We start from the raw sequence: 23,815 nt of genomic DNA, 5'->3' as shown, positions 1-23,815 counted from the left end.
GACCATCCGCCGCCAAGCGGCCGGTCCTTCTTCCACCTCCACGTCCTCCTCCCCCAAGCAGGAGCCGCCGCCAATGCTGCCCGCCCCTTACGACCGTGTGCTGGCCGAGCTTCAGTCCGTCATCCCGCAGGCAAGGCTGGTCACCGACCCGCTGCGCACGCTGGCCTACGGCACCGACGCCAGCTTCTACCGGCTGATCCCGAAGATCGTGGCGCTGGTGGAAACGGAGGAGGAGGTGGTGCGGCTGCTGCGCATCACCCGCGGGCACGGCGTGCCGGTGACCTTCCGCGCCGCCGGCACCAGCCTGTCGGGCCAGACGGTCAGCGACAGCGTGCTGGTGGTGCTGGGGGACGGCTGGCGGGGCTGCACCATCGGCCCGGCCGCGGCCACCGTCACCCTGCAACCCGGCGTGATCGGGGCGGAGGCAAACCGCCGCCTCGCCCCGCTGGGCCGCAAGATCGGTCCCGACCCGGCCTCCATCGCCACGGCGAAGATCGGCGGCATCGCCGCCAACAACGCCAGCGGCATGTGCTGCGGCACCGCGCAGAACAGCTACCGCACGCTGGAGTCGATGCGGCTGGTGCTGGCCGACGGCACGGTGCTGGACAGCGCCGACCCGGCCAGCCGCAGCCGCTTCCGCGACAGCCATGGCCCATTGCTCGACCGGCTGGCGGCGCTGGGATCCCGCACCCGCGCCGACGAGGCGCTGGCGACCCGCATCCGCGACAAGTTCCGCATCAAGAACACCACCGGCTACAGCCTGAACGCCCTGGTGGATTACGAGGACCCGGTCGACATCCTCCAGCACCTGATGATCGGGTCGGAAGGCACGCTGGGCTTCATCTCCACCATCACGCTGCGCACCGTGCCGGAGCATCCGCACAAGGCCAGCGCGCTCCTGTTCTTCCCCGACATCGCCGAGGCCTGCCGCGCGGTGGCCCTGCTGAAGGCCGCCCCGGTCGACGCCGCCGAGCTGATGGACCGCGCCTCGCTCCGCTCCATCCAGGACAAGCCGGGCATGCCGCCGCAGATCCGCGGCTTCGGCCCCGAGGTGGCCGCCGTGCTGGTGGAGACCCGTGCCGAGAGCGCCGCGGCGCTCGACGCCAACGTGGCGGAGATCGCCGCGGTGCTGGCCGGCTGCGTCACCATCGGCGATACGAGCTTCACCACCGACGCCAAGGCCTGCGAAGGCTTCTGGAAGATCCGCAAGGGCCTGTTCCCGGCGGTCGGCGCCATCCGCCAGACCGGCACCACCGTCATCATTGAGGACGTCGCCTTCCCCCTACCGCGGCTGGCCGACGCGACACGCGAATTGCAGGCACTGTTCGAGCGCCACGGCTACCGCGAGGCGATCATCTTTGGCCACGCGCTGGAAGGGAACCTGCACTTCGTCTTCACCCAGGCCTTCGACACCCAGGCGGAGATCGACCGCTACCGCCGCTTCATGGACGATGTCGCCGAGCTGGTGGTCACCCGCTATGACGGCTCGCTGAAGGCGGAGCACGGCACCGGCCGCAACATGGCCCCCTTCGTCGAGATGGAATGGGGTCCGCAGGCCTATGGGCTGATGAAGGAGATCAAGGATCTCTTCGACCCCGACGGGCTGCTGAATCCGGGCGTCATCCTGAACGGCGACCCGCAGGCCCACCTGAAAAACCTCAAGCCGCTGCCGCCGGCCGACCCGCTGGTCGACACCTGCATCGAGTGTGGATTCTGCGAGCCGACCTGCCCGTCCCACCGCTTCACCCTGTCGCCGCGCCAGCGCATCGTCGGCCGGCGCGAACTGGCGCGGCTGGAGGCCACCGGTGACGATGCCGGGCGCCTGGCCGAGATCGCCGCCGCCTACGATTACCAGGGCATCGACACCTGCGCCGCCTGCGGCCTGTGCGCAACCGCCTGCCCGGTGGGGATCGAGACCGGGCTGCTGATCAAATCCATGCGCGGCGAGCGGCGCGGCGCCGTAGCCCGCAAGGCGGGGGCTCTGGTCGCCGACCATATGGAAGGGACGCTGAGCCTCGCCCGCACCGGTTTGCGTCTGGCCGATTTCGCCCGCCGCACGGTCGGACATGGGGTCGCCGAAGCCGCGGCCCGCGTGCTGAGCGGCGGCGGCCTGCCCTCGCTGCCGCGCAGCCTGCCGACCGCTGCGACCTTCTCGCCGAAGGCGGAGACCGTCGTCACCGACGACGACGTGCCGACGGTGGTTTACGCCCCCAGCTGCGTCAGCCGGACCATGGGCCCGGCCGCCGGCGATCCACAGCAGCGCCCGCTGCCCGAGGTCGTCGAATCGGTGATGCGCAAGGCCGGCTTCCGCATCCTCTATCCGGAAGCGGCGGATGGGCAATGCTGCGGCATGCCGCTTGAGAGTAAGGGCCTGATCGAGGCCGCCGACGCCAAGGCCGATGCCATGCTGGCCGCCCTGTCGAAGGCGAGCCGGGGCGGCCGCTACCCGGTGGTGATGGACACCAGCCCCTGCGCCCTGCGGCTGAAGAAGCGGCTGACCGACGCGGGGCTGCGCATCCTCGACGTGGCGGAGTTCCTCGGCGAGTTCGCCCTGCCCCGCCTGGACATCGCCAAGACGGCGGAGCCGGTGATGCTGCACCTGACCTGCTCCACCCGCCGGATGGGGCTGGACGGTGCGCTGACCGCGGTGGCAAAGGCCTGCGCCGAGACGGTGGTTGTGCCACCCGACGTCGGCTGCTGCGGCTTCGCCGGCGACAAGGGCTTCACCACGCCGGAACTGAATGCGCACGCCCTGCGCCACCTGCCGGCCACGGTGCCGGAAGGCTGCGCGTCGGGCTACTCCACCAGCCGCACCTGCGAGATCGGCCTGTCCGACAAGGCGGGTGTTCCTTACCGGTCCATCGTCTATCTGGTCGACGCTTGCACGACAGCGAAGGCCGAGGCGACGGCGCGGGTGGCGGAACCGGCCTTCTGAACGACGCCCGCCGACACGATTATTCCTGAGGAAGCGCCCGATGTCCGCGATCCCCAAACCCACCCGCGTCTATTACTTCGGCACCTGCCTCGTCGACCTGTTCTTCCCCGACGCCGGGATGGCAGGGATCGAGCTGTTGCAGTCGCAGGGCCTGACCGTCGTCTTTCCACAGGGGCAGAGCTGCTGCGGCCAGCCCGCCTACAATTCCGGCTACCGCGCCGACGCGCTGAAGGTCGCCCGCGCCCAGCTGGACCTGTTCCCCGGCGACGATCCCATCGTCGTACCGTCGGGCTCCTGCGCCGGCATGATGAAGAAGCACTGGCCCGACCTGTTCCACGGGGAGCCGGATGAGGCCAAGGCGGTGCAGGTTGCGGCCCGCGTCTGGGAACTGACGCAGTTCCTGGTCCATGTCCTCGACGTCCAGCTCACCGACAAGGGGGAGCCGGTGCGCGTCACCTGGCACGCCTCCTGCCATGCCCAGCGCGAAATGGGCGTGGTCGAGGAACCGAAGGCGCTGCTGCGCCAGCTTGCCAATGTCGAGCTGGTGGAGCTGAAGCGGGAGAAGGAATGCTGCGGCTTCGGCGGCACCTTCGCCGTGCGGCATCCGGAGATCTCCGCCGCGATGGTCGGCGACAAGGTGGCGGACATCGAGGGCACCGGCGCCGCCCGCGTGGTGTCGGGCGACTGCGGCTGCCTGCTGAACATCGGCGGCGCGCTGGAGGCCGGAGCCAAGGCTGCACGCGGCCAGCACATCGCCCAGTTCCTGAAGGAGCGCATCCATGGACGGTAACGCACCGGATTTCGCCGCCGCCTCGCACGCGGCGCTGGCCGATCCGCAGCTGCGCGGCAATTTCCGCCGCGCGATGGACGGGCTGATGAGCAAGCGCGCCGCCCAGTTCGCCGATGCCGGCGAATGGCAGGGGGTGCGGGCGCTGGCCGCCTCGGTCCGGCTGCGCGCCCTGTCGAAGCTGCCGGAACTGCTGGAGACGCTGGAGGAGAACTGTACCCGCAACGGCATCACCGTCCATTGGGCCGCCACGACGGATGAAGCCAACGCCATCGCCCTCGACATCCTGCACCGGGTCGACGCCAAACTGGTGGTCAAGGGCAAATCGATGGTGACGGAGGAGATGCATTTGAACGCCGTCCTGGAAAAGGACGGCATCGAGGTTCTGGAAAGCGACCTCGGCGAATACATCGTGCAGCTGGACGGCACCATGCCGTCGCACATCATCATGCCGGCGATCCACCTGAACACCAAACAGATCGCCCATCTGTTCAAGCGCAAGATCAAGGACGCCGAGAGCCGCGAGGATGCCGCCTATCTGACCGACCTCGCCCGCCGGGTGCTGCGCGCCAAGTTCCAGGCCGCCGATGTCGGCATGTCCGGGGTCAACGCCGCGGTGGCGGAGACCGGCACCCTCTGCCTGATCGAGAATGAGGGCAACGGCCGCATGTGCACCACGGTGCCGCCGGTCCACATCGCCTTCATGGGTCTGGAAAAGGTGGTGGAAAAGCTGGAGGACGTGCCGCCGGTGATCAGCCTGCTGCCGCGCTCCGCCACCGGCCAGCCGATCACCACCTACGTCAACATGATCTCCGGTCCCCGCAAGCCGGGTGAGAAGGACGGCCCGCGCGAGGTGCATCTGGTCATCCTCGACAATGGGCGGTCCAGCATCTACGCCGACCCGGAACTGCGCGACACGCTGCGCTGCATCCGCTGCGGCGCCTGCATGAACCATTGCCCGGTCTACACCAAGGTCGGCGGCCATGCCTATGAGGCCCCCTATCCCGGCCCCATCGGCAAGATCCTGGTGCCGCAGATCGAGGGGTTGGCCAAGCGCGGCGCCATGCCCCACGCCTGCACCATGTGCAACGCCTGCGTCGAGATCTGCCCGGTGAAGATCCCCATCGTCGAGATCATGGGGCGCCTGCGGGTCGAGGCGGTGAAGCCCAGCGGTGCGGTGAAGGACGGCGGCGCCAAGGCCAGCCGGACGGAAGCGATGGTGTGGAGCGGCTGGGCGGCGATGAACGCCTCGCCAACCGCCTACCGCGTCGCCACGCTGGCGATGAGCAAACTCGGCAATGCGGCGCCGTCGTCGCTGCCGATGCTGAAGGAGTGGACGAACGTCCGCACCAAGCCGCGCTTTGCCGGCCGCACCCTGCACGACCTCGCCCGCGCCAAGGGGGTTCCCGATGTCTGACGCCCGCAACTCGATCCTGACGAAACTGCGCAGGACGCGCGACGCCCACCCGCTGACCCCGCCGGCCTCGGATTTCGCGCCGATCGAAGCGAAGCAGTGGGCGGAGGAGGAGCGGCTGCCCCGCATCCGCCGCCTGATGGAGGCGGTGCATACCGAGTTTCTCGACGCGGCCGAGGCCGATTGGCCGGCGGTGCTGAGCGAGTTCCTGGCGCGTGAGGGGGTGGGGTCGCTGGTCTACGCGCCGGAGACGGAGGCGGGGAAGCGGCTGGTCGAGGGGTGGGGCGCAGGTTCCACCGCCCTCATCCCCTACGACCGGCCCTTCGAAGACATCAAGCCCCAGCTGTTCGACTCCATCGAAGCCGGCCTGACCACCACCCGCGGCGCCATCGCCGAGACGGGCAGCCTGATCCTGTGGCCGACGGCCGACGAACCGCGCACCCTCTCGCTGGTCCCGCACATCCACATCGCGCTGCTGCGTGCGGACGCCCTCTACGACACCTTCCTGCAAGCCATGCGCGAGCAGGGATGGGCGCAGGCGATGCCGACCAACGTGCTGCTGGTGTCGGGTCCCAGCAAGACCGCCGACATCGAGCAGACGCTGGCCTACGGCGTCCACGGGCCAAAGCGGCTGGTCGTCCTGGTGGTCCATCCATGACGGCCCGTCCGAGCGCGGAGCCGGCGGCCCGGCTCTACGAGGCGATCCTGCATCTCAGGCGCCTCGGACACCGGGTGGAGAAATTCGAAGGGCGGCGCGGGCGACATCGGCTGGATGGGGCCGAGATCACCGACGCCGCCCTTCTTGAGCTGGCGATGACCCGCGTCCGCCGTACGGCGCGGGTCACATATTCAGGTCAGGCCGGCCCAGGTCAGGCAGGGCGCACCGCCGCCGGGCGCGACACCGCCACCGACGGCTTGCGGCCGTAGCGGTCGACGCTGAGGCCTTCCATGTCGATCTCGGTCTGACGGCCGCTGACCACGTCGGCCAGCACGCGGGCGGAACCGGCGGACATCGTCCAGCCCAACGTGCCGTGGCCGGTGTTGAGGTACAGGTTGCGGACATTGGTCGTCCCCAGGATCGGCGTGCCGTCCGGAGTGTTCGGGCGCAGGCCGGTCCAGAACTCCGCCTTCGACAGGTCGCCGCCCTTCGGAAACAGGTCGCTGACCACATGGTCCAGCGGGCCGCGGCGGCTCTCGCGCAGGCTGAGGTCGAAGCCGGACAGCTCCGCCGTGCCGCCGACGCGGATGCGGTCGCCGAGGCGGGTGACGGCGATCTTGTGCGTCTCGTCCATCACCGTCGATTCCGGGGCATGGGCGGCGTCGGTGATCGGCAGGGTCAGCGAATAGCCCTTCACCGGATAGACCGGCAGGTCGATGCCCAGCGGCTTCACCAGCTTGGGCGAATAGCTGCCCATGGCGACGATGTAGCTGTCGGCGGTCAGCGTGCCCTGGTCGGTCAGCACGCCGGTGATCTTGCGACCGTCGCTCTCCAGCCCGCGGATGGAGACGCCGTAGCGGAACTCCACCCCGCGCTTGGCGGCATAGGCGGCCAGCTTGCTGGTGAACTGGAAGCAGTCGCCGGTCTCGTCGCCCGGCAGGTGCAGCGCGCCGACCAGCTTGTCCTTCACATGGGCCAAAGCCGGCTCGACCGAGGTCAGGCCATCGCGGTCGAACAGGCTGTAGGGAACGCCGTAGCGCTCCAGAACCGCCATGTCGTAGCCGGCGGCGTCCATCTGCTTCTGGGTGCGGAAGACCTGGAGCGTGCCCTGGGTGCGCTCGTCATAGGTGATGCCGGTCTCGGCGCGCAGGGCCTTCAGGCAGTCGCGGCTGTATTCGGCGACGCGGACCATGCGGCTCTTGTTGAGCTGGTAGCTCGCCTCGTTGGCGTTGGCCAGCAGCTTCAGGCACCAGGACCACATCGCCGGGTCCAGCTTCGGCCGGATCACCAGCGGCGAATGCTTCATCATCATCCACTTGGCGGCCTTCAGCATCAGCCCCGGCGCCGCCCAGGGAGCGGAGTAGCCCGGCGACACCTCGCCCGCGTTGGCATAGCTGGTCTCCAGCGCCGGGCCGGCCTGACGGTCGATCACGGTCACCTCATGCCCGGCGCGCGCCAGATAATAGGCGGTGGTGACACCGATGACGCCGCTGCCCAGAACGATCACGCGCATGAGACTGGCTCCCCGAGGGATGGATGACTTCGCTTGGGTGTTTCGCAAACACCGTGCCAGTCCACGAAATGGCGGATTTGCTGCAATGCGGGCGGAGCGGCGGGTGATCTGGTGTATGCGTATATTTACAGGGAGGTGGCCTTTCCGGACTAGAATGTTGGAAATCAACGGTTTGAAGCGGTGTAAAGATTTTGATACGGCGTAACGATATGTGTACAGTGAGTGTCGGTCGCCTCCACTGCCAACGCCACGCCCATGCGCATCGAAGTCACCTTCACCGACCGTGTCGGCATCGCCCATGAGATCCTCGCCGTGCTGGCGTTGCGCCGGCTCAATGTGGTCGGTGTCGAGGTCGACCCGCCGCTGATCCACATCGACGCCCCCGGCCTCGATCCGGCGGCCCTGCCGGCTCTTTCCGACGCGCTGCGGGGCATTGTCGGGGTGCGGTCGGTGGCGGCCATCGACATGCTGCCGGGCACGCGGCGGCGGCTGCATCTGGATGCGCTGCTCGCCGCCCTGCCCGACCCGGTGCTGGCGGTGGACCGTACGGCCCGCGTCGTGGTGGCGAGCGCCGCCGCCGCCCAGGTCGCCGGATTGCCGGAGGCGCGCCTCGCCGGCCTCGATCTCGGCGAGCTGTTCGGCGAACCGGGCCTGAGGGACGAACTGACCGCGGGCGGTTTCCGCATGTCGGGGCGCGAGGTGACGCTGAACGGCCAGCCCTTCCTGCTGGAGGTGACGCCCATCGTCGATGTCGAGGCGGCGGGCGCCGTCATCACCCTGTTCACCCCGTCGCGCCTTGGCGAACGGCTGGATGCGATCCAGAATTTCGATGAGGGCGGCTTCGACCGCATCCTCGGTGAATCGCCGCCGATCCGGGCGCTGAAGGCACGCGCCGCACGCGTCGCCGCGATGGAGGCGCCGCTGCTCATCCTGGGCGAGACCGGCACCGGCAAGGAACTGATCGCCCATGCCTGCCACCGCGCCAGCCCGCGCCGGGACAAGCCCTTCCTGGCGTTGAACTGCGCCGCCGTTCCGGAGAATCTGGCGGAGAGCGAGCTGTTCGGCTACGCCCCCGGCTCCTTCACCGGGGCGCAGCGCGGCGGCAAGCCCGGCCTGCTGGAGCTGGCCCATGGCGGCACCGTCTTCCTCGACGAGATCGGCGAGATGTCGGCCTATCTCCAGGCCAAGCTGCTGCGCTTCCTCAATGACGGCAGCTTCCGCCGGGTGGGCGGCGAGCGCGAGCAGAAGGTCGATGTCCGCGTCATCAGCGCCACCCACCGCTCGCTGGAGGCGATGGTCGCCGACCATAGCTTCCGCGAGGATCTGTTCTACCGCCTCAACGTGCTGACGCTGGACGTCCCGCCTCTGCGGGAGCGTGGGCAGGACATCCTGCTGCTGGCCCGCCATTTCATCGCGCGCGCGGCGGCGCAGGCCCGCCGCCCGCCCGGCCGGCTGACCCCGGCGGCGGCGGCGGCGCTGCTCGCCAACCGCTGGCCCGGCAATGTGCGGCAGTTGGAGAACGTCATCTTCCGCGCCATGACGATGAGCGACGGCGGCACGCTGGACGCCGCCGACCTGGAACTGGCCGGCGCCGGCATGCAGGCGGCCGAAGTGCCGGCGGAGGATGCCGGCAGCTGGGAGGATGCGGTGGATGGATTCGAGCGGACGCTGCTGCGCCGGCTCTACCCGCGCTTTCCGTCCAGCCGCAAGCTGGCGGCGCGGCTGAGCACCTCGCACACCATGATCGCCAACAAACTGCGGAAATACGGCATTCCGGAGCGGTGAAGATCGCCGCCCCGATCCGGATCAGTGGCCCTTGGCCGGAGCAGCGTGCTTTTCAGGGGGGTGCTTCTCGGGAGCCGGCTTCGCAGCAGCCGGCTTTTCCGGGGCTTTCTCGGCAGGCTTCTCGGCAGCGGGCGGCTCCAGACCGGGGGGTGGACCGCCGAAGGTGATCGTCACTTCGGTCACCGGGCCGGGATCGGGCTGGCTGTGGTGGAAGCCCGCCGCGGCACCGGGGCCGAGCGTCTCGGCCGACTGCTCGATGGCCCAGCTTTGCAGCAGCTTGTGCTCCGGACCGAAGGTATTGACGCGCAGCGGCGGCAGCGTGCGCTCGGTGTCGGTCGTGTTGGCGACCTCCCCCTCCAGCAGCAGGACGGTCTTCCCGCCTTCGAGCTTCTGTTCCGAGCGGATGTTGCGCAGTTCCAGCCCGAAGCCCGGTGGCTCGGCCGGCATGCCGACGGCATCATAGAGCAATGCCGCGGGCGGCCAGCTGCGGACGATGGCGTCGCGGGCGAAATAGGCGCCGGCGGCGGACCCGGCGACCAGCAGCCCCAACACCGCGAAGCCGATCACCGTGCTGCGGGCCGGCTTGGCACGCGGGGCCTTCGGTGATTTGCTTTTGGATTTTTCTGCGGATTTCCCGGCGGCCTTCGCTGCGGGCTTTGCGGGCCGCAGTTCGGTCAGGGCATCGGGGACGACCGGCTCGAGCTCCGCCCGGTCGGGCATCTGCCACCAGGTGTGACCGCAGCGGGCGCAGCGAACCTTCCGGCCATCCTGCCCGAGCGATTCGTCGGAGAGGGTATAGCGCGTCGAACAGGTCGGACAGGAAACGATCATCGCGCCGTCGCAGAAAGGTTACCGCTTGCCTTATAGATAGGAGTGGCGCGCGGCGCAACCGGCACCCGCGGGGTGGTGCCGGTCATCCATCTGCATGTGGCTTCGGCGCATGCGCATGCCCCCTCCGACCCGTGGCGAAGCCGTGGGTCGGGGGGAGACAAAAGCGTCTTACATGCCGCCCGGATAGTTCGGCCCCCCGCCGCCTTCCGGCACGACCCAGTTGATGTTCTGGGTGGGGTCCTTGATGTCGCAGGTCTTGCAGTGCACGCAGTTCTGCGCATTGATCTGCAACCGCGGATCGCTGCCGTCGTCGTTGCGGACGATCTCGTACACGCCGGCCGGGCAGTAACGCTGCTCCGGCGCGTCGTAGAGCGCCAGATTGACGCTGATCGGGACCGACTTGTCCTTCAGCGTCAGGTGCGGCGGCTGGTCTTCCTCATGGTTGGTGTTGGAGAGGTAGACCGAGGACAGGCGGTCGAAGCTGACCTTGCCGTCCGGCTTGGGGTAGGCAATCTTCGGCGCCTCGCTGGCCTTCACCAGGGTGGTGTGGTCAGCATGGTGCTTCAGCGTCCAGGGCGACTTGCCCTTCAGTCCCGTCTCGTAGGCGGCGTTCGCCAGACCGGCCCACAGGCCCTTCTGGAAGCCCGGGCGGATGTTGCGGACGGCGTACAGCTCCGGCCAGACCCAGGACTGCTTCAGACGCTCCGGATAGGCGATGACCTCCGGACCGTTGTCGGCGCCGCCGGTCAGGTGGTCGAACACCGCCTCGGCCGCGACCATGCCCGACTTCATGGCGGTGTGGTTGCCCTTGATCTTCGGCACGTTCAGGAAGCCGGCGCCGTCGCCGATCAGGAGGCCGCCGGGGAAGGTCAGCTTCGGGATCGACTGGAAACCGCCTTCCGACAGCGCACGGGCGCCATAGGACAGACGCCGGCCGCCTTCGAAGGTCGGACGGATCGCCGGGTGGGTCTTGTAGCGCTGGAACTCCTCGAACGGGCTCATGTGCGGGTTCCAGTAGTCGAGGCCGACGACGAAGCCGACCGACACCAGATTCCCTTCCATGTGATACAGCCACGACCCGCCATAGGTCTTGGGGTCCATCGGCCAGCCGATGGTGTGGACGATCAGGCCCGGCTTCGACTGGGAGGGATCGACCTCCCACAGCTCCTTGATGCCGATGCCGTAGGTCTGCGGCTGGCAGTCGCGGCGCAGGTCGAACCTCTCGAACAGGGTCTTGGTCAGCGACCCGCGGCAGCCCTCGGCGAAGATGGTCTGCTTGGCGTGCAGTTCCATGCCGGGCGTGTAGTTGCCGGTCTTCTCGCCGTCCTTGTCGATGCCCATGTCGCCGGTGGCGACACCCTTCACCGCGCCCTTGTCGTCATACAGCACTTCCGCCGCGGCGAAGCCGGGGTAGATCTCGACCCCAAGCTCTTCCGCCTGCGTCGCCATCCAGCGGGCCAGATTGCCCAGGCTGATGATGTAGTTGCCGTGGTTGTTCATCTGCGGCGGGGCGAAGGGCGACTTGTAGGCCTTCGTTTCCGTCAGGAACAGGAAATGGTCTTCGCGCGCCTTGGTGGTGAGGGGGGCGCCTTTTTCCTTCCAGTCCGGGATCAGCTCGTCCAGCGCATGCGGTTCGAAGACGGCACCGGACAGCAGGTGGGCACCCACCTCCGACCCCTTCTCGATCACGCAGACGCTGAGTTCCTGCCCGGTCTCGACCGCGCGCTGCCGCAGACGGATCGCGGCGCTCAGGCCCGACGGGCCGGCGCCGACGATCAGAACATCGTATTCCATGACCTCGCGCGGTTCGCGTTCCATCACCACACTCCCCCACCGTCTTGTTTTGGTACTGTTTCCCTCGGGACGCCCTATGGTCTTTTTGCGGGCGCGTGCTTGTAGCACGGTTTGCGCCGCACCCAAATTGGGTATCTGGACATGTAAGACCACACGATCTGTGGTAAGGTCAAACGATGATTGACGTATGCGACATCCTCGACGCGCTGCGCTGGCATGCCGATATCGGCTGCGACGAGGCCATCGGCGACGAGCCGACCGACTGGGCCGCCCTCACCGCCCGGCCGGTCGCACGCGCACCGTCCGCCGGCGCAGCCGCGGCCGGTGGCGCGGCTTCCGGCCCTGCTGCGGGGCCCAACGCGGCGCGCGGCCCCACCCCGACTCGGGCGCCGGCCCCGGCGGCGGCACGTCCGGCAACGGCCCTCTTCGCCTCGCCCGACCAGCCGCTGGGCGCCAGCGAGGCCGGCATCCAGGCCCGTGCCCGCGCCGGAGACGCGCAGACGCTGGAGGCGCTGGAGGCGGCCCTGCGCAGCTTCGACGGCTGCCCGCTGAAGGCGACGGCAATGAACACCGTCTTCGCCGACGGCAACCCGCAGGCGCGGGTGATGCTGATCGGCGAGGCGCCGGGCGAGGACGAGGACCGGCAGGGCAAGCCTTTCGTCGGGGTCAGCGGCAAGCTGCTGGACCGCATGCTGGCCCAGATTGGCCTGGACCGCAGCGCCGTCTACATCGCCAACATCCTGCCCTGGCGCCCGCCCGGCAACCGCAGCCCGACCCAGGCGGAGATCGCCGCCTGCCTGCCCTTCCTGGAGCGGCATGTGGAGCTGGTGCGGCCGAAGCTGCTGGTGGCGCTCGGCGGGGTTTCGGCCAAGACCCTGCTGAACCGGGCGGAGGGAATCACCCGCCTGCGCGGACAGTGGCGGACCTACGAGGTCGCGGGAACTCCCGTTCCGCTGATGCCCATGCTCCATCCGGCGTACCTCCTGCGCAACCCTATCGCAAAACGGGAAGCGTGGCGGGACATGCTTGCGTTGCAGCAAAAGATCGCCGAAGAAGGGATCAAGTAATCGAAAGAGAAAACGGGATGTCACAGCGCTGCCGAAATCGTTCGTATGATTGCGATCACCGCGCAGCACAAATGTGGTCAGACCATGCCGAAAGGCATTTTCCCAACGGGCTAGAGCCTTTTTCCCATCTCTGTTAAAGCGTTGTAACATCTGGCGAATACCGGGGCCGACACATTCCGAGCGAATCCGTTGCTTGCGGTTCGCGCCGACGTGAGGTATCCCGAAGCCATGCTCCGGATATTTTGCAGTGCAGCATACCGGGTCGCGAGCGCGGCCCCGCTGCGGCGGAACCTTCTGGGGGTGCTGGGTCTCACGGTGGCTTACACCCTGGGACCCGACGGTGCGGTCGGGTCCCAGCCCGCTTGCGCCGCCCTCATCATCCACGCGCCGGACGATCACGCCGTCGTCCCGCCCGGCGGGGATTCCGTGCCTGACCCCACCAGCCCCGTTTTCGCCGACGCGCCTATCGATCCTGCGCCGGTCGATCCAGCAATGGGGCTTCCCGAAACCGCCACCCCCGATTCCTCCGCACCTGATTCCACCGTTGTCGATTCCCCGGCATCCGGCAACCCGACCGCCGGGACCGCGCCGTCCGCGGTCGTGGACGACTCCCCCGCCTCCGCCAGCGCACCGCTGCTGCTGGCGTTCGACGAGACGGCCCGCGCCGTCCAGCTGGACGAGGAGGATGCCGCCCGTTACCGCCGCATCTTCGCAGCCCAGGAACGGGCGGAGTGGGACGCCGCAGATGCCGAGATGGCGAAGCTGAAGGACCGCCGGCTGATCGGCTATGTCCTGCGCCAGCGCTATCTCCACCCCGACCGCCGCGCCGGCTACGAGGAACTCGCCCGCTGGATGCAGGATTACGGCGACCTCGCAGGGGCGGAGCGGGTCTACGCTCTGGCCCAGAAGCGCCAGCCCGCCGGCCAGCGGGCGCCGAAGCCGCCGCGCGGCGAGGAGCGTGTCCGCCTCGTCGGGTCGCTGGAACGGCTGGGCGGCCTGCGCACCGTCGCCAGCAACGAGGAGGACGATGACGACAGTGTCACCGTCGCCCCGCGCAGCCGCACCGTGTCCCGTGCCCGCAGCGACCGTGCGGCGGTGGCGCGGGTGGAAGAGCTGCTGCGCTCCGGCCGCACCAACAGTGCCCTGAGCCTGCTGGGCCAGGACGAGTTCGGCGGCAAGCTCGACACCGTGCAGTACGATGCCGCCCGCGCCCGCATCGCGGCTACCCTCTATTATGCCGGCGAGACGGCCCAGGCACTGACGCTCGCCTCGGCCAGCGCCGCGCGGTCGGGCGACATGCTGCCCGAGGCGCATTGGATCGCCGGTCTGGCCGCCTGGCGGATGAAGCAGACCGACCGCGCCGCCCGCCATTTCACCGGCATGGCCGCCGCCGGCCCACGTAACCCCTGGAAGGCCGCCGCGGCCGATTACTGGGCGGCCCGCGCGCTGGCCCGCAAGCCCGGCAAGGAGAAGGAGGCGGCGGAGCATCTGACCGCCGCCGCCCGCTATCCCCACACCTTCTATGGCCTGATCGCCCTGCAGACACTGGGCAGCCTGGGCGACGTGCGCTGGCAGGCGCCGGATCTGACCGGGCGGCAGCTGGCGGCGATGGCGGCCAAGCCGGCAGGATCCCGTGCCATCGCCCTGCTCCAGGCCGGTCAGCGCGAACTGGCGGGGCTGGAGCTGCAACGCATCGACCCGCAGGGCGAACCGCTGATCGAACAGGCGATGGTCGCGCTGACCGACCGCGCCGGGGTGGCCTCGCTGGCGCTGCGGCTCGGCAATGCGGTGGCCGGCCCGGACGGCGCCCCCTATGCCGCCGCACTCTACCCGCTGCCCCATTGGACGCCGCGCGACGGCTTCGCGGTCGACCGTGCGCTGGTCTTCGCGGTCATGCGGCAGGAATCGCGCTTCGACCCGCGGCTGGTCAGCTCCGCTGGTGCGACAGGGCTGATGCAGATCCTGCCCAGCACCGCCCAGCATGTGCGGGAGCGCAACGCCGACATCGGCAGCGACGACGCCAACCGCGACGCCCTGTTCGACCCGTCCCGCAACATGGAGCTTGGCCAGCGCTACCTGTCGGAACTGCTGGGCATGCCGGAGATCGACGGCAACATGTTCCTGGCGACGGCCGCCTACAACGCCGGGCCGGGCACGCTGGCGCGCTGGCGACGGGATCTGAGCGACATCACCGATCCGCTGCTGTTCATCGAAAGCCTTTCCTTCGGCGAGACGCGCGACTATGTGGAGAAGGTGATGGCGAACTTCTGGATCTACCAGCTTCGGCTGGGCCAGGAGACCGCCTCGCTCACCGCCGTCGCCGACGGGAAATGGCCGGCCTATATTCCCATGGACGGCCGTCCGCCCCAGGTCGCCGCCCGCCCCGATCCGCAGCCTGCGGCGAAGGCGGCCTCCCCGGCCGCCGACCTGCCTGTCGCGACGGCATCGGATCCGGTGGGACCGGCGCCAGTGACGGTGCCGGTGGAAACGGTTGCTGAGCGGGGAGAGGCCAGCCCGATACCCTGACCGCCGGCGCCCATGTCGGGCTCCGGCCCGACATGAGGACACGCCTGCCGCCATGCCGAAGATCGACGAGAGCCGCCCCTTCCTTCCCGTGAACATCGCCGTGGTGACGGTGTCCGACACCCGCAGCGCCGCCGACGACCGCTCCGGCGATGCGCTGGCGGAGCGGATCGCCGGGGCCGGCCACCAGCTCGCCGCCCGCACCATCGTCCGGGACGACATCGCGGCGATCCGTGCCCAGGTGCAGGCCTTCATCGCCGATCCGCAGATCGACGTGGTGCTGACCACCGGCGGCACCGGCGTCACCGGCCGCGATGTCACGCCGGAAGCGGTCGAGGCCCTGTATGAGAAGGCGATCCCCGGCTTCGGCGAGTTGTTCCGCTATCTCAGCTATGCCAAGGTCGGCACCTCCACCATCCAGAGCCGGGCGACCGGCGGCGTCGCCAACGGCACCTACATCTTTGCCCTGCCCGGCTCGCCCAGCGCCTGCCGCGACGCCTGGGACGACATCCTGGTCTGGCAGCTCGACAACCGCCATCGCCCCTGCAATCTGGTGGAACTGATGCCCCGCCTGCGCGAGCATATGGCGTGAACGAACCCCTGGGCTTCTCGATGGCGGCGCTGCACGCCGCCCTGATCCGGCTGCCGCGCCTTGCCGATCTCTCCGCCGACGCGCTGGAGCCGATGCCGTTGAAGGGCGTCGCCCACGACCATGTCCGCCTGCGCGGCCGGCGGCTGGTCGCCCGCATCCCGCGCTGGAGCCAGCTCGGACTCGATGCCTGGACGGCGCTGGACCGGCAGGCCGCCGCCTTCCGGCGGGCGGAGATGTCGGGCCACACCCCGCGCTTCGCCGGCCTGCTGCCGCCCGGCGAGGGGCTGCCGCTGGGCGCCCTGGTGGTCGGCGAGGTCGAGGGGCGGACGCCCGTCCTGCCCGGCGACATGCCGGCCATCGCCCGCGCGCTGGCGGCTTTGCACCGCATGGCGCCGCCGGACTTCTACGAGCCGCTGCCCGCCCCGCCCGATCCGGTCGCCGCATTGCTGGCCCAGGTCGAACGGCAGGCGGCGTGGTTCGACAATGCCCCCCTGTCGACCGAGGCCCGCATCCTGATCGCGGAGGAGCTCGCCGCCGCCCGTGTCGGCGACCTCTTACCGCCGCCCGAAACGCCGATGCCGCTGACCGCGGTCGGGGTGGATGTGCATCCCGGCAACTTCCTGATCGACGGCCACGGCAAGGCGTGGTTCACCGACCTGGAGAAGCTGCAATACGGCCACCCGGCCAGCGACCTTGCCCATGCCAGCCTCTACACCTCGACCAGATGGGACCCGGCGGTGAATGCGGAACTGGCCCCGGAGGACATCGACGCCTTCGTCGCGGCCTGGGCGATGGCGGTGCCGGGCGACCTCGCCGACGAGGTGCTGCCCTGGCTGAAGCCACTGCGCCGGCTGACCTGGCTGCGCACCCTGTCCTGGATGGCCCGCTGGTCGGTGGAGGGCGCCAGCCTGTCGCCGGGCATGCCGGAAGATTTGCGCACCCATATGGACGCCCACGCCACCGACATTCTGCGACCGGAACGGATCGAGCAGGTGCGGCGGGAGTGGCGTTAGCAGGTGCGAAAAGGGGGCGCGTACGAAAGTCTCTTGCCCGCGCCCTGCCGAAGATGATGGGATACCGACTCGGAAAACGAGGTGACGAGAGCATGACGAGGTTCCGACGCCGGTTGCTGCCGGTCTCCCTGGCCATCCTGATGTCCGGGACCACCCTGACGCCCGCCCTTGCCGCCGGTCCCGGTGTAGACCGGGGCGCGGATGGCGGTGGATCGGCCACCGGCAGCTATCTGGCCGGCCGCTATGCCCAGCACCAGGACGATTGGACCGCGGCGGCGCGCTTCACCGCGCAGGCGCTGGCCGCCGACCCGGACGACCCCGCCCTGCTGGGCCGCACCTTCCTGCTGCGGCTGGGTGAGGGCCGGATCGAAGCGGCGATCGACCATGCCAATCGGCTGCTCAACGGCCAGGGCGAGCCGCAGATGGCGCTGACCCTGCTGGCCGCCGATGCGCTGGCCAAGGGCAAGCTGGACGAGGCCGACGGCTATGCCGCCCGGCTGCCGTCCGACGGGCTCGGCCGCTTCCTGACGCCGCTGACCCGCGCGTGGCTGGTGACTGCCCGCGGCAAGACGGACGAGGCGCTGGCGGCCCTGCAGCCGCTGTCCGACGTCAAGGGCTTCGAGGCGCTTTACAACCTGCATGCCGCTCTGATCCTCGATCTTGCCGGCCGCAACGACGAGGCGGCGGCCCGCTATGCCAAGGTGACGGATACCGACGCGCCGCTGCGGGTGGTGCAGATCGTCGGCAACTTCATGACGCGCACCGGCCGCAAGGACGAGGCGCGCAAGCTCTATCAGACCTTCCAGGGCAACAACCCCGACGGGCTGCTGGTGGAGCCGGCGCTGGCCGCCATGGCGAACGCGCCGTCGGAAGCCCGCCCGGTCCCCGATGCCCGGTCCGGTCTGGCGGAGGCGCTGTTCGACCTGGGCAGCGCGCTGCACCACGAGAATGCCGACGAGCCGGCCCTGCTGTTCGGCCGCATCGCCCTGCATCTGCGTGACGATCTGGCGCTGGCCCATCTGCTGATCGGCGACATCACCGCCTCGCGCGACCATCACGAGGAGGCGCTGGCCGCCTACAAGCGGCTGGAGACGGATCCGCTGTTGGGCTGGACCGCCCGCATGCGCGAGGCCGACAGCCTCGCCCGCATGGACCGCAACGACGAGGCCATCGCGATCCTCAAGGATCTCTCCGCCGAACGGCCGGAGCGTACCGACGCGATCACCCGGCTCGGCGACATCTACCGCTACTCCAAGCGCTACGCCGAGGCGATCCCCGCCTACACCACGGCGCTGGAGCGGATCGGCACGCCGCAGGAACGGCATTGGCCGCTGCTGTACGCCCGCGCGATGTGCTTCGAGAAGACCAAGCAGTGGCAACAGGCCGAAGCCGACCTGCAAGCCGCGCTGAAGCTGCGCCCGGATGAGCCGTCGCTGCTCAACTTCCTCGGCTACAGCTGGATCGACCGCGGCGAGAATCTGCCCAAGGCCAGGGCGATGGTGGAGCGCGCGGTGGAACTGCGCCCGCGCGACGGCTACATCGTCGACAGCCTGGGCTGGGCGCTCTACACGCTTGGTGATTACGAGGCGGCGGTCGCCAAGCTGGAACGCGCGGTCGAGTTGAAGCCGGGCGATCCGACCATCAACGACCATCTCGGCGACGCCTATTGGCGGGCCGGCCGCCGGAACGAGGCCCGCTTCCAGTGGATGCGCGCGCTGCGCAGCGCCGACGAGGAGACGGACAAGGGAGCCATCCAGGCCAAGCTCGACAAGGGCCTGCCCGACCAGAAAGCCGCCGCGAAGCAGTGAAAAAGCCCCTCTCTCCTTCGGGGGAGAGGGAATTGTCCCGCCTTATGCGTGCTTCCCCACATAGGGTTTGTACTGGCTGTCGGTCTGCTGGATGTGCTCCACGAACCAGTCCTTGAGCAGCAGGATCAAGTCCACGCGCAGCATGGTGGGGTTGTCGCCCTCGAAGTCGCGGGCCAGCTTTTCCACCTCGTCGGCGAAATAGCGGTGGGCGGCGAGGTGGCCGTCCAGGTCGGGATAGCCGCAGCGCACCATCATCGCCTCCTCCCGCGCGAAATGGACGGCGACATAGTCGCGGAGGCTGGCGAGCAGGCTGGACAGCTCCTCGCGGTTGGCGGGGGTGATGCCGCTTTCCAGCAGGCCGTTGAACAGGTCGAGGAGCCGCCGATGCTCGTCGTCGAGCACGGGCACGCCGACGCTCATGGATTCGTCCCAGACGACATAGCTCATCGCAGCGATCTCCCCCTTCGCATCCCGCAATTGCAGGTGCATCCCGCGGAATCAAGCGGTTGCGGCCGGCCATGGCAGGGTTGTGGACATCTTGACAGGGATCCTAAAACCAGCAACCGTGCCAGTCCAAGCGGCAAATCCCCGCAGGGGGGCGGCAGGATGCGCGGTGCGCCACCCCCTCCCCTGCCAAAGCGACAGAGTGACCGATGGCCCTGCTCGACGAGATCGCGGAGAAGAAACGGGCGCTGGACGCCGCACGCCCCCTGCCGCAGGAGGTCGTCCACGGCATCGCCGACCGGTTCGAGCTGGATTTGACCGCCGCCGCTGCGGCGCTGGAGGATTATCCGCTCAAGCGCGCCGACGTGAAGGCCATACTGGAGCGCGGCAGCGTCCTGCGCCACCGTGCGGTCGAGGAGCAGCGATTCGTCCTGAACCACCGCGCCGCCCTGGAGTTGATGGCGCGGCTGTCCTTCGACCCGTCGGGGGCGGTCACCGAGCGCACCGTCACCGCCTTCCACAATGTGCTCTACCGCGGGATCGACGACGACGCCGGCAAATACCGCAATGCTGCGCCGAAGGACGACCCGGCGGAAACCGCGCCGGATCCGGCCAAACTGCGCGTGTCGATGTCGGCGCTGTCGACCTGGATGCGCAAGTCCGACACCGGCCCCGACACCGCCTTCGAAGCGCATCACCGGCTGAGCGCCATCCGCCCCTTCGATGCCGGCAACCGGGCGACGGCGCTGCTCTTGTGCAACCTGATCCTGAACCGCGCCGGCTATCCGCCGGTGGTGATCGGCGCCGACGACCGCAGCCTCTATCTGGATCTTGTCGAGCGGGCCTGGGCGGTCGGCGACAAGACGCCTTTCCGCGACCTGATGCTGCGCTTCCTGTCGCAGAGCCTCGACTTCTGCCTGGAGGCCGCCGGCCAGGGCACAGACGGGGATGAGACGCCTTAAGCGGACAGCCCGGCCGGCAGGCGCAGGCGCGAGGGCCGGTCGGGACCGCTGTGGATCAGCAACGTGATCGGCAACGCATCGACCCGGCGGGTCTCGCCCGGTTCCGCCCCGGTGCCGGGATTGACCGGATAGGCCGGGAAGCAGGATCCGGCAAGGCTGAGGCGCAAGGCCGATCCCGGCGCCAGGGTGGCGCAGGCCGCCCGCATGGCGACGGCCAGCGGCCGGGTCGGGTCGCCCGGTTCCACCCGGGCATGGCCCTGGGTCAGCGGCAGCACCTGCCCGTCGGGCCGCACCACCGACAGCACGGCGCTGACGTCGAAGGATGGAGCGTCGGCCTCCACCCACACCTCCAGCGCCACCCTCCCGGCCAGCGTCAACGGTTCGTCCAGCGGCAGGCTGGTGTAGGTGGCGACATCCGGACGGCGGTCCACGGCGGCGCGGTCGGGGCGGCCGCAAGCGTCCGGCACCGCATGGCCGCCCATCGTCGGCACCGGCGTGCGCGGATCGTGGACCACCACGTCGAGTGCCTCCATTTCGGGCATCTCCAACTCCAGCCGCCCGCCCTGCCGGTTGGCGAGGCCGTCGCTGGACAGATGCAGGACAGCCTCGGCCGCCGGAAGGTCGGGCAGGTCGTGCCAGCGTCCCGCTTCCACGTCATGCAGGCGGACCGGACCGCCACGGTCGGCCACCTCTCCCTTCAGAACCCGTTCGAACCAGGCAAGCTGCAGCGTGTCGAGAGTCGGAGCCTGTCCGGGTGCCGCTGCCGGTCCGTCAGCGCCCCAGGGGCCGACCACCAGCCGCACCGGCGCCCGCCCACGTGCCTTGAGGCGGTCATGGGCATCCAGCATCCCGGCCAGCCGCGGATCGTACCAGCCACCGATCTGCAGGACCGCCACATCGGCCGGCATGCTGTCCTGCATGGCCTTGGGCGACAGCGCGGCCCAGGCCGGGCCGGGCACCGGGTTGGTCAGCCAGTCGTCGTAATGGGTGTAGCGGGCGTAGTCGCGCAGGGCCTGCGGCCGCGACGGAATTTCATCATCGATGGGCAGGCTGCGTGCCGCGTCCGACAGCACCCGGTGGCCGGTGCCGTCCTCGACCCGCCGTGCCGCGTCGGCGGCTGTGCGCAAGGCCCAGTTCATGGCATCTGCCAGCCGGAACGCCCCACCTTCGTAAGCCCAGTCGGAGAACACGTCCCAGCCGGCGAAGGCCGGCGCCACCGCCCGCAGGGCCGGCGGCGCCTCGGCAAGTGCCAGCCACTGCGCCATGCCGGAATAGCCGCAGCCATACATCGCCACCGCCCCCGACGATCCCGGCAGGGACGCCGCCCAGGCAATGGCGTCGGCCCCATCCTCCCGTTCCGCCTCGAAGGGTCGGAACCGGCCGTCGGAGGTGCCGCAGCCGCGCATATCCTGCACCACCACGACATAGCCACGCGCCGCATACCAGCGCGGGTGGGCGTAATGGCTGGTCAAGGCAACGCGACGGCCGCAGGGAACCCGCAGCAGCAGGACCGGCCAGGTCCCCGCGGCATCGGGCCGGTAAAGGTCGGCATCCAGCCGAATGCCGTCCCGCGTCCGCATCGACACGGTTTCCGGCGGCCGGACCGGCAGCAGGCTGTGCAACGGGTGGATCATCGGGGCCAGATGGGTCATGGCGGGTCGGGCTCGCTCGATGACAGACAACGAATAACGTGTTGCCGTGGCAAAGCTCGTGCCAGAGCACCTGCACCAAATTGTATAAATCTTTAAGCTAGGTCTTGCGTCTATCAAATCCCCTCTCCCCTTGTGGGAGAGGGGTCGGGGTGAGGGGTGCGGCGGCCGGAAGGCCAACGGAAATCCAGGGTTTGCAACCCCTCACCCTAACCCTCTCCCACAAGAGGAGAGGGGATCCGTCAGGTGGGCAGGCTCCCGGCTTCCCAACCGACCACCTCCGCTCGATCCTCAGGCTTTTGCCGTTTTCTTGAGCAGTTCGCCCGCTCAAGCGGCAATCAGCTCGAAGCGGTCGACATCGACCATGCCGCGGTCGGTGATCTTCAGGTGCGGGATGACCGGCAACGGCAGGAAGGCCAGTTGCAGGAAGGGCTCGGCCAGCGGGCAGCCCATGGCGCGGACGGCGGCGCGCAGGGACCGCAGCCTCACCTCCACCGTCTCGAACGGCTCCAGGCTCATCAGCCCGGCCAGCGGCAGGGCGAGTTCGCCGACCACCTGTCCGTTTCGCACGGCGACGAAGCCGCCCTGAAGCTCGATCAACCGGTTGACTGCGACGCGCATGTCGGCGTCGCTGGCACCGACCACGCAGATGTTGTGGCTGTCATGCCCGACCGACGACGCCAGCGCCCCTTCCGCGATGCCGAAGCCCTGGACGAAACCGCGGCCGATGTTGCGGTTGCTGCCATGGCGGGCGAAGACGCAGATCTTCAGCAGATCGCGCGACGGATCGGCCACCATCCGGCCGTCCACCACCGGCACCTCGATCCGCCGGTGTTCGGTCAGGATCCTGCCCGGCTCCAGCCCGATCACCGATTGGACCGACCCGCCGCCCGGCACGACGAAATCCTCGTCCGCCACCGGCTCCAGCTTCACCGAAGCGAGCCCCACCGGCGTCACCGCCGGCCGGCCGTCGAAACTGTGCGGCCCGACGATTTTACCGTTGCGGATGACCCGGTTGACCGCGCAGTCCTCCAGGTCGTCGAGCAGGACGAGGTCGGCGCGATGCCCCGGCGCCACCAACCCGCGGTCATAGAGGCGGAAGCCGCGCGCCGCCGACCAGGTGGCGGCGCGATAGACATGGGCGACCGGCGCACCGAGGCGGATGGCGCTGCGGATCAGGTGATCCATGTGCCCCTCCTCCGCGATGTCCAGCGGGTTGCGGTCATCGGTGCAGAAGCCGAGGAAGGGGGAGGTCTCCGGCGTGATCACTTCGGCAAGGGCATGGACGTCCTTCGACACCGAACCGTCGCGGATCAGCACCTGCATGCCCTTGCGCAGCTTCTCCATCGCCTCATCCGCACTGGTCGTCTCGTGGCAGTTGCGGATGCCGCAGGAGAGATAGGCGTTCAGCTCCTTCCCCGACACCAGCGGAGCGTGGCCGTCGATGTGGCGCCCGTCGAAGGCGGCCAGCTTGTCCAGTACCCCGTCCACCTTGTGGAAGACGCCGGGGAAGTTCATGAACTCCGCCAGCCCCAGCACGCGGGGATGGTCCATGTGGCGGATCAGGTCCGGCGCCTCCAGCCGGGCACCCGACGTTTCCAGCTCCGTCGCCGGCACGCAGGAGGACAACTGCACGAACAGGTCGAGCGCCGTTCCGCCGGCACTGTCGAGGAAATAGCGCAGCCCCTGCTCGCCCAGCACATTGCAGATCTCGTGTGGGTCGCAGATGGCGGTGGTGGTGCCGCGCGGCAGGACGCAGCGGTCGAACTCCTGCGGGGTGACGCAGGTGGACTCGCAATGGACATGGGTGTCGATGAAGCCGGGAACCACGGTCAGCCCGCGCCCGTCGATCTCCTCCACCCCATCATAGGACTCGTAGGTGCCGACGATGACCTCGCCGCAGACGGCGATGTCGCCTTCCGCGATCTCGCCGGTCACGACATTGAGAAAGCGCGTGTTCTTGATGACCAGATCGGCCTTCGCCTCTCCCAGCGCCTGCCCGATGCGCGTCTTCAGATCGTCGCGGCTTACAGTCATGTC

Annotated in this window: 18 protein-coding genes; 12 read left to right on the top strand and 6 right to left on the bottom strand. The window is 69.2% G+C overall.

The window, feature by feature from the left end:
• Nucleotides 1-73 precede the first annotated feature (73 nt).
• Genes VH569_RS20835 through VH569_RS20815 form a run of 5 tightly spaced genes read left to right on the top strand, consistent with a single transcriptional unit; the run spans nt 74 to nt 6,063 of the window.
• Nucleotides 74-2,935: an FAD-binding and (Fe-S)-binding domain-containing protein gene (locus VH569_RS20835; protein WP_423317549.1), complete on the top strand. Its 2,862-nt coding sequence runs from the start codon at nt 74-76 to the stop codon at nt 2,933-2,935.
• A 40-nt stretch (nt 2,936-2,975) separates the two neighbouring features.
• Nucleotides 2,976-3,725: a (Fe-S)-binding protein gene (locus VH569_RS20830; RefSeq protein ID WP_423317547.1), complete on the top strand. Its 750-nt coding sequence runs from the start codon at nt 2,976-2,978 to the stop codon at nt 3,723-3,725.
• Nucleotides 3,715-5,139 carry a LutB/LldF family L-lactate oxidation iron-sulfur protein gene (locus VH569_RS20825; protein WP_423317545.1) on the top strand — a complete coding sequence of 475 codons (1,425 nt, stop codon included), beginning with the start codon at nt 3,715-3,717 and terminating at the stop codon, nt 5,137-5,139. Before VH569_RS20830 ends, VH569_RS20825 begins: the two co-directional genes overlap by 11 nt.
• Nucleotides 5,132-5,794 (top strand): LutC/YkgG family protein, encoded by a 663-nt coding sequence (locus tag VH569_RS20820; RefSeq protein WP_423317543.1) that lies wholly within the window; start codon nt 5,132-5,134, stop codon nt 5,792-5,794. The genes VH569_RS20825 and VH569_RS20820 overlap by 8 nt, the downstream gene beginning before the upstream one ends.
• Nucleotides 5,791-6,063, top strand: a complete 273-nt coding sequence (locus VH569_RS20815) for a hypothetical protein (RefSeq protein WP_423317541.1) — start codon at nt 5,791-5,793, stop codon at nt 6,061-6,063. Before VH569_RS20820 ends, VH569_RS20815 begins: the two co-directional genes overlap by 4 nt.
• Here VH569_RS20815 and VH569_RS20810 read toward each other — a convergent pair.
• Nucleotides 6,006-7,307, bottom strand: coding sequence for a D-amino acid dehydrogenase (locus tag VH569_RS20810; protein ID WP_423317539.1), 1,302 nt, complete (start codon nt 7,305-7,307; stop codon nt 6,006-6,008). The two genes, VH569_RS20815 and VH569_RS20810, sit on opposite strands and share 58 nt — an antisense overlap.
• Before the next feature lie 222 nt (nt 7,308-7,529).
• On the opposite strand from VH569_RS20810, the gene VH569_RS20805 reads away from it, so the two are divergent.
• Nucleotides 7,530-9,092 carry a sigma 54-interacting transcriptional regulator gene (locus VH569_RS20805; protein WP_423317537.1) on the top strand — a complete coding sequence of 521 codons (1,563 nt, stop codon included), beginning with the start codon at nt 7,530-7,532 and terminating at the stop codon, nt 9,090-9,092.
• 21 nt (nt 9,093-9,113) lie between these two features.
• On the opposite strand, the gene VH569_RS20800 is transcribed toward VH569_RS20805, so the two are convergent.
• Both VH569_RS20800 and VH569_RS20795 read right to left on the bottom strand, forming a co-directional pair.
• Nucleotides 9,114-9,923, bottom strand: coding sequence for a zinc-ribbon domain-containing protein (locus tag VH569_RS20800; protein WP_423317535.1), 810 nt, complete (start codon nt 9,921-9,923; stop codon nt 9,114-9,116).
• A gap of 168 nt (nt 9,924-10,091) precedes the next feature.
• A complete protein-coding gene (locus tag VH569_RS20795; RefSeq protein ID WP_423317533.1) occupies nt 10,092-11,741 on the bottom strand; it encodes an electron transfer flavoprotein-ubiquinone oxidoreductase in 1,650 nt (549 codons plus the stop codon).
• A gap of 152 nt (nt 11,742-11,893) precedes the next feature.
• Here VH569_RS20795 and VH569_RS20790 point away from each other — a divergent pair, with 152 nt between their 5' ends.
• The 5 genes from VH569_RS20790 (at nt 11,894) to VH569_RS20770 (ending at nt 18,720) form a co-directional block, all read left to right on the top strand.
• Entirely contained in the window at nt 11,894-12,784 is an 891-nt protein-coding gene (locus VH569_RS20790; protein WP_423317531.1) for a uracil-DNA glycosylase, read from the top strand.
• 492 nt (nt 12,785-13,276) lie between these two features.
• The gene (locus tag VH569_RS20785) at nt 13,277-15,310 is read left to right on the top strand and encodes a transglycosylase SLT domain-containing protein (RefSeq protein WP_423317529.1); all 2,034 of its coding nucleotides are present in this window, start codon (nt 13,277-13,279) and stop codon (nt 15,308-15,310) included.
• Between the two features lie 52 nt (nt 15,311-15,362).
• The gene (gene moaB, locus VH569_RS20780) at nt 15,363-15,899 is read left to right on the top strand and encodes a molybdenum cofactor biosynthesis protein B (RefSeq protein WP_423317528.1); all 537 of its coding nucleotides are present in this window, start codon (nt 15,363-15,365) and stop codon (nt 15,897-15,899) included.
• The gene (locus tag VH569_RS20775; protein ID WP_423317526.1) at nt 15,896-16,912 is read left to right on the top strand and encodes an aminoglycoside phosphotransferase family protein; all 1,017 of its coding nucleotides are present in this window, start codon (nt 15,896-15,898) and stop codon (nt 16,910-16,912) included. Before moaB ends, VH569_RS20775 begins: the two co-directional genes overlap by 4 nt.
• Before the next feature lie 92 nt (nt 16,913-17,004).
• A complete protein-coding gene (locus VH569_RS20770) occupies nt 17,005-18,720 on the top strand; it encodes a tetratricopeptide repeat protein (protein WP_423317524.1) in 1,716 nt (571 codons plus the stop codon).
• A gap of 42 nt (nt 18,721-18,762) precedes the next feature.
• On the opposite strand, the gene VH569_RS20765 is transcribed toward VH569_RS20770, so the two are convergent.
• Complete coding sequence (locus VH569_RS20765) at nt 18,763-19,167, bottom strand: bacteriohemerythrin (RefSeq protein WP_423317522.1); 405 nt, start codon at nt 19,165-19,167, stop codon at nt 18,763-18,765.
• Nucleotides 19,168-19,373: 206 nt separating this feature from the next.
• Between VH569_RS20765 and VH569_RS20760 the strand changes: the two genes are divergently transcribed.
• Entirely contained in the window at nt 19,374-20,126 is a 753-nt protein-coding gene (locus VH569_RS20760; protein WP_423317520.1) for a Fic family protein, read from the top strand.
• On the opposite strand, the gene VH569_RS20755 is transcribed toward VH569_RS20760, so the two are convergent.
• Together VH569_RS20755 and ade are read right to left on the bottom strand one after the other, a co-directional pair.
• The gene (locus VH569_RS20755; protein WP_423317518.1) at nt 20,123-21,778 is read right to left on the bottom strand and encodes a CocE/NonD family hydrolase; all 1,656 of its coding nucleotides are present in this window, start codon (nt 21,776-21,778) and stop codon (nt 20,123-20,125) included. The two genes, VH569_RS20760 and VH569_RS20755, sit on opposite strands and share 4 nt — an antisense overlap.
• 324 nt (nt 21,779-22,102) lie before the next feature.
• Nucleotides 22,103-23,812 (bottom strand): adenine deaminase, encoded by a 1,710-nt coding sequence (ade, locus tag VH569_RS20750; RefSeq protein WP_423317516.1) that lies wholly within the window; start codon nt 23,810-23,812, stop codon nt 22,103-22,105.
• Nucleotides 23,813-23,815 lie beyond the last annotated feature (3 nt).

The organism is Azospirillum sp. 11R-A (genome assembly GCF_049472615.1).
Taxonomy (GTDB): domain Bacteria; phylum Pseudomonadota; class Alphaproteobacteria; order Azospirillales; family Azospirillaceae; genus Azospirillum; species Azospirillum palustre.
This window is presented reverse-complemented; position numbering and strand designations above follow the sequence as displayed.

Excerpts from the sequence above, each read along its gene's own strand:
- VH569_RS20770 (WP_423317524.1), top strand. The coding sequence starts at position 17,005 with ATGACGAGGTTCCGACGCCGGTTGCTGCCGGTCTCCCTGGCCATCCTG.
- VH569_RS20795 (WP_423317533.1), bottom strand. The coding sequence starts at position 11,741 with ATGGAACGCGAACCGCGCGAGGTCATGGAATACGATGTTCTGATCGTC.
- VH569_RS20760 (WP_423317520.1), top strand. The coding sequence starts at position 19,374 with ATGGCCCTGCTCGACGAGATCGCGGAGAAGAAACGGGCGCTGGACGCC.
- VH569_RS20800 (WP_423317535.1), bottom strand. The coding sequence starts at position 9,923 with ATGATCGTTTCCTGTCCGACCTGTTCGACGCGCTATACCCTCTCCGAC.
- VH569_RS20765 (WP_423317522.1), bottom strand. The coding sequence starts at position 19,167 with ATGAGCTATGTCGTCTGGGACGAATCCATGAGCGTCGGCGTGCCCGTG.
- VH569_RS20820 (WP_423317543.1), top strand. The coding sequence starts at position 5,132 with ATGTCTGACGCCCGCAACTCGATCCTGACGAAACTGCGCAGGACGCGC.
- VH569_RS20830 (WP_423317547.1), top strand. The coding sequence starts at position 2,976 with ATGTCCGCGATCCCCAAACCCACCCGCGTCTATTACTTCGGCACCTGC.
- VH569_RS20785 (WP_423317529.1), top strand. The coding sequence starts at position 13,277 with ATGGGGCTTCCCGAAACCGCCACCCCCGATTCCTCCGCACCTGATTCC.
- VH569_RS20825 (WP_423317545.1), top strand. The coding sequence starts at position 3,715 with ATGGACGGTAACGCACCGGATTTCGCCGCCGCCTCGCACGCGGCGCTG.
- moaB (WP_423317528.1), top strand. The coding sequence starts at position 15,363 with ATGCCGAAGATCGACGAGAGCCGCCCCTTCCTTCCCGTGAACATCGCC.
- VH569_RS20815 (WP_423317541.1), top strand. The coding sequence starts at position 5,791 with ATGACGGCCCGTCCGAGCGCGGAGCCGGCGGCCCGGCTCTACGAGGCG.
- ade (WP_423317516.1), bottom strand. The coding sequence starts at position 23,812 with ATGACTGTAAGCCGCGACGATCTGAAGACGCGCATCGGGCAGGCGCTG.
- VH569_RS20810 (WP_423317539.1), bottom strand. The coding sequence starts at position 7,307 with ATGCGCGTGATCGTTCTGGGCAGCGGCGTCATCGGTGTCACCACCGCC.
- VH569_RS20790 (WP_423317531.1), top strand. The coding sequence starts at position 11,894 with ATGATTGACGTATGCGACATCCTCGACGCGCTGCGCTGGCATGCCGAT.
- VH569_RS20755 (WP_423317518.1), bottom strand. The coding sequence starts at position 21,778 with ATGACCCATCTGGCCCCGATGATCCACCCGTTGCACAGCCTGCTGCCG.
- VH569_RS20835 (WP_423317549.1), top strand. The coding sequence starts at position 74 with ATGCTGCCCGCCCCTTACGACCGTGTGCTGGCCGAGCTTCAGTCCGTC.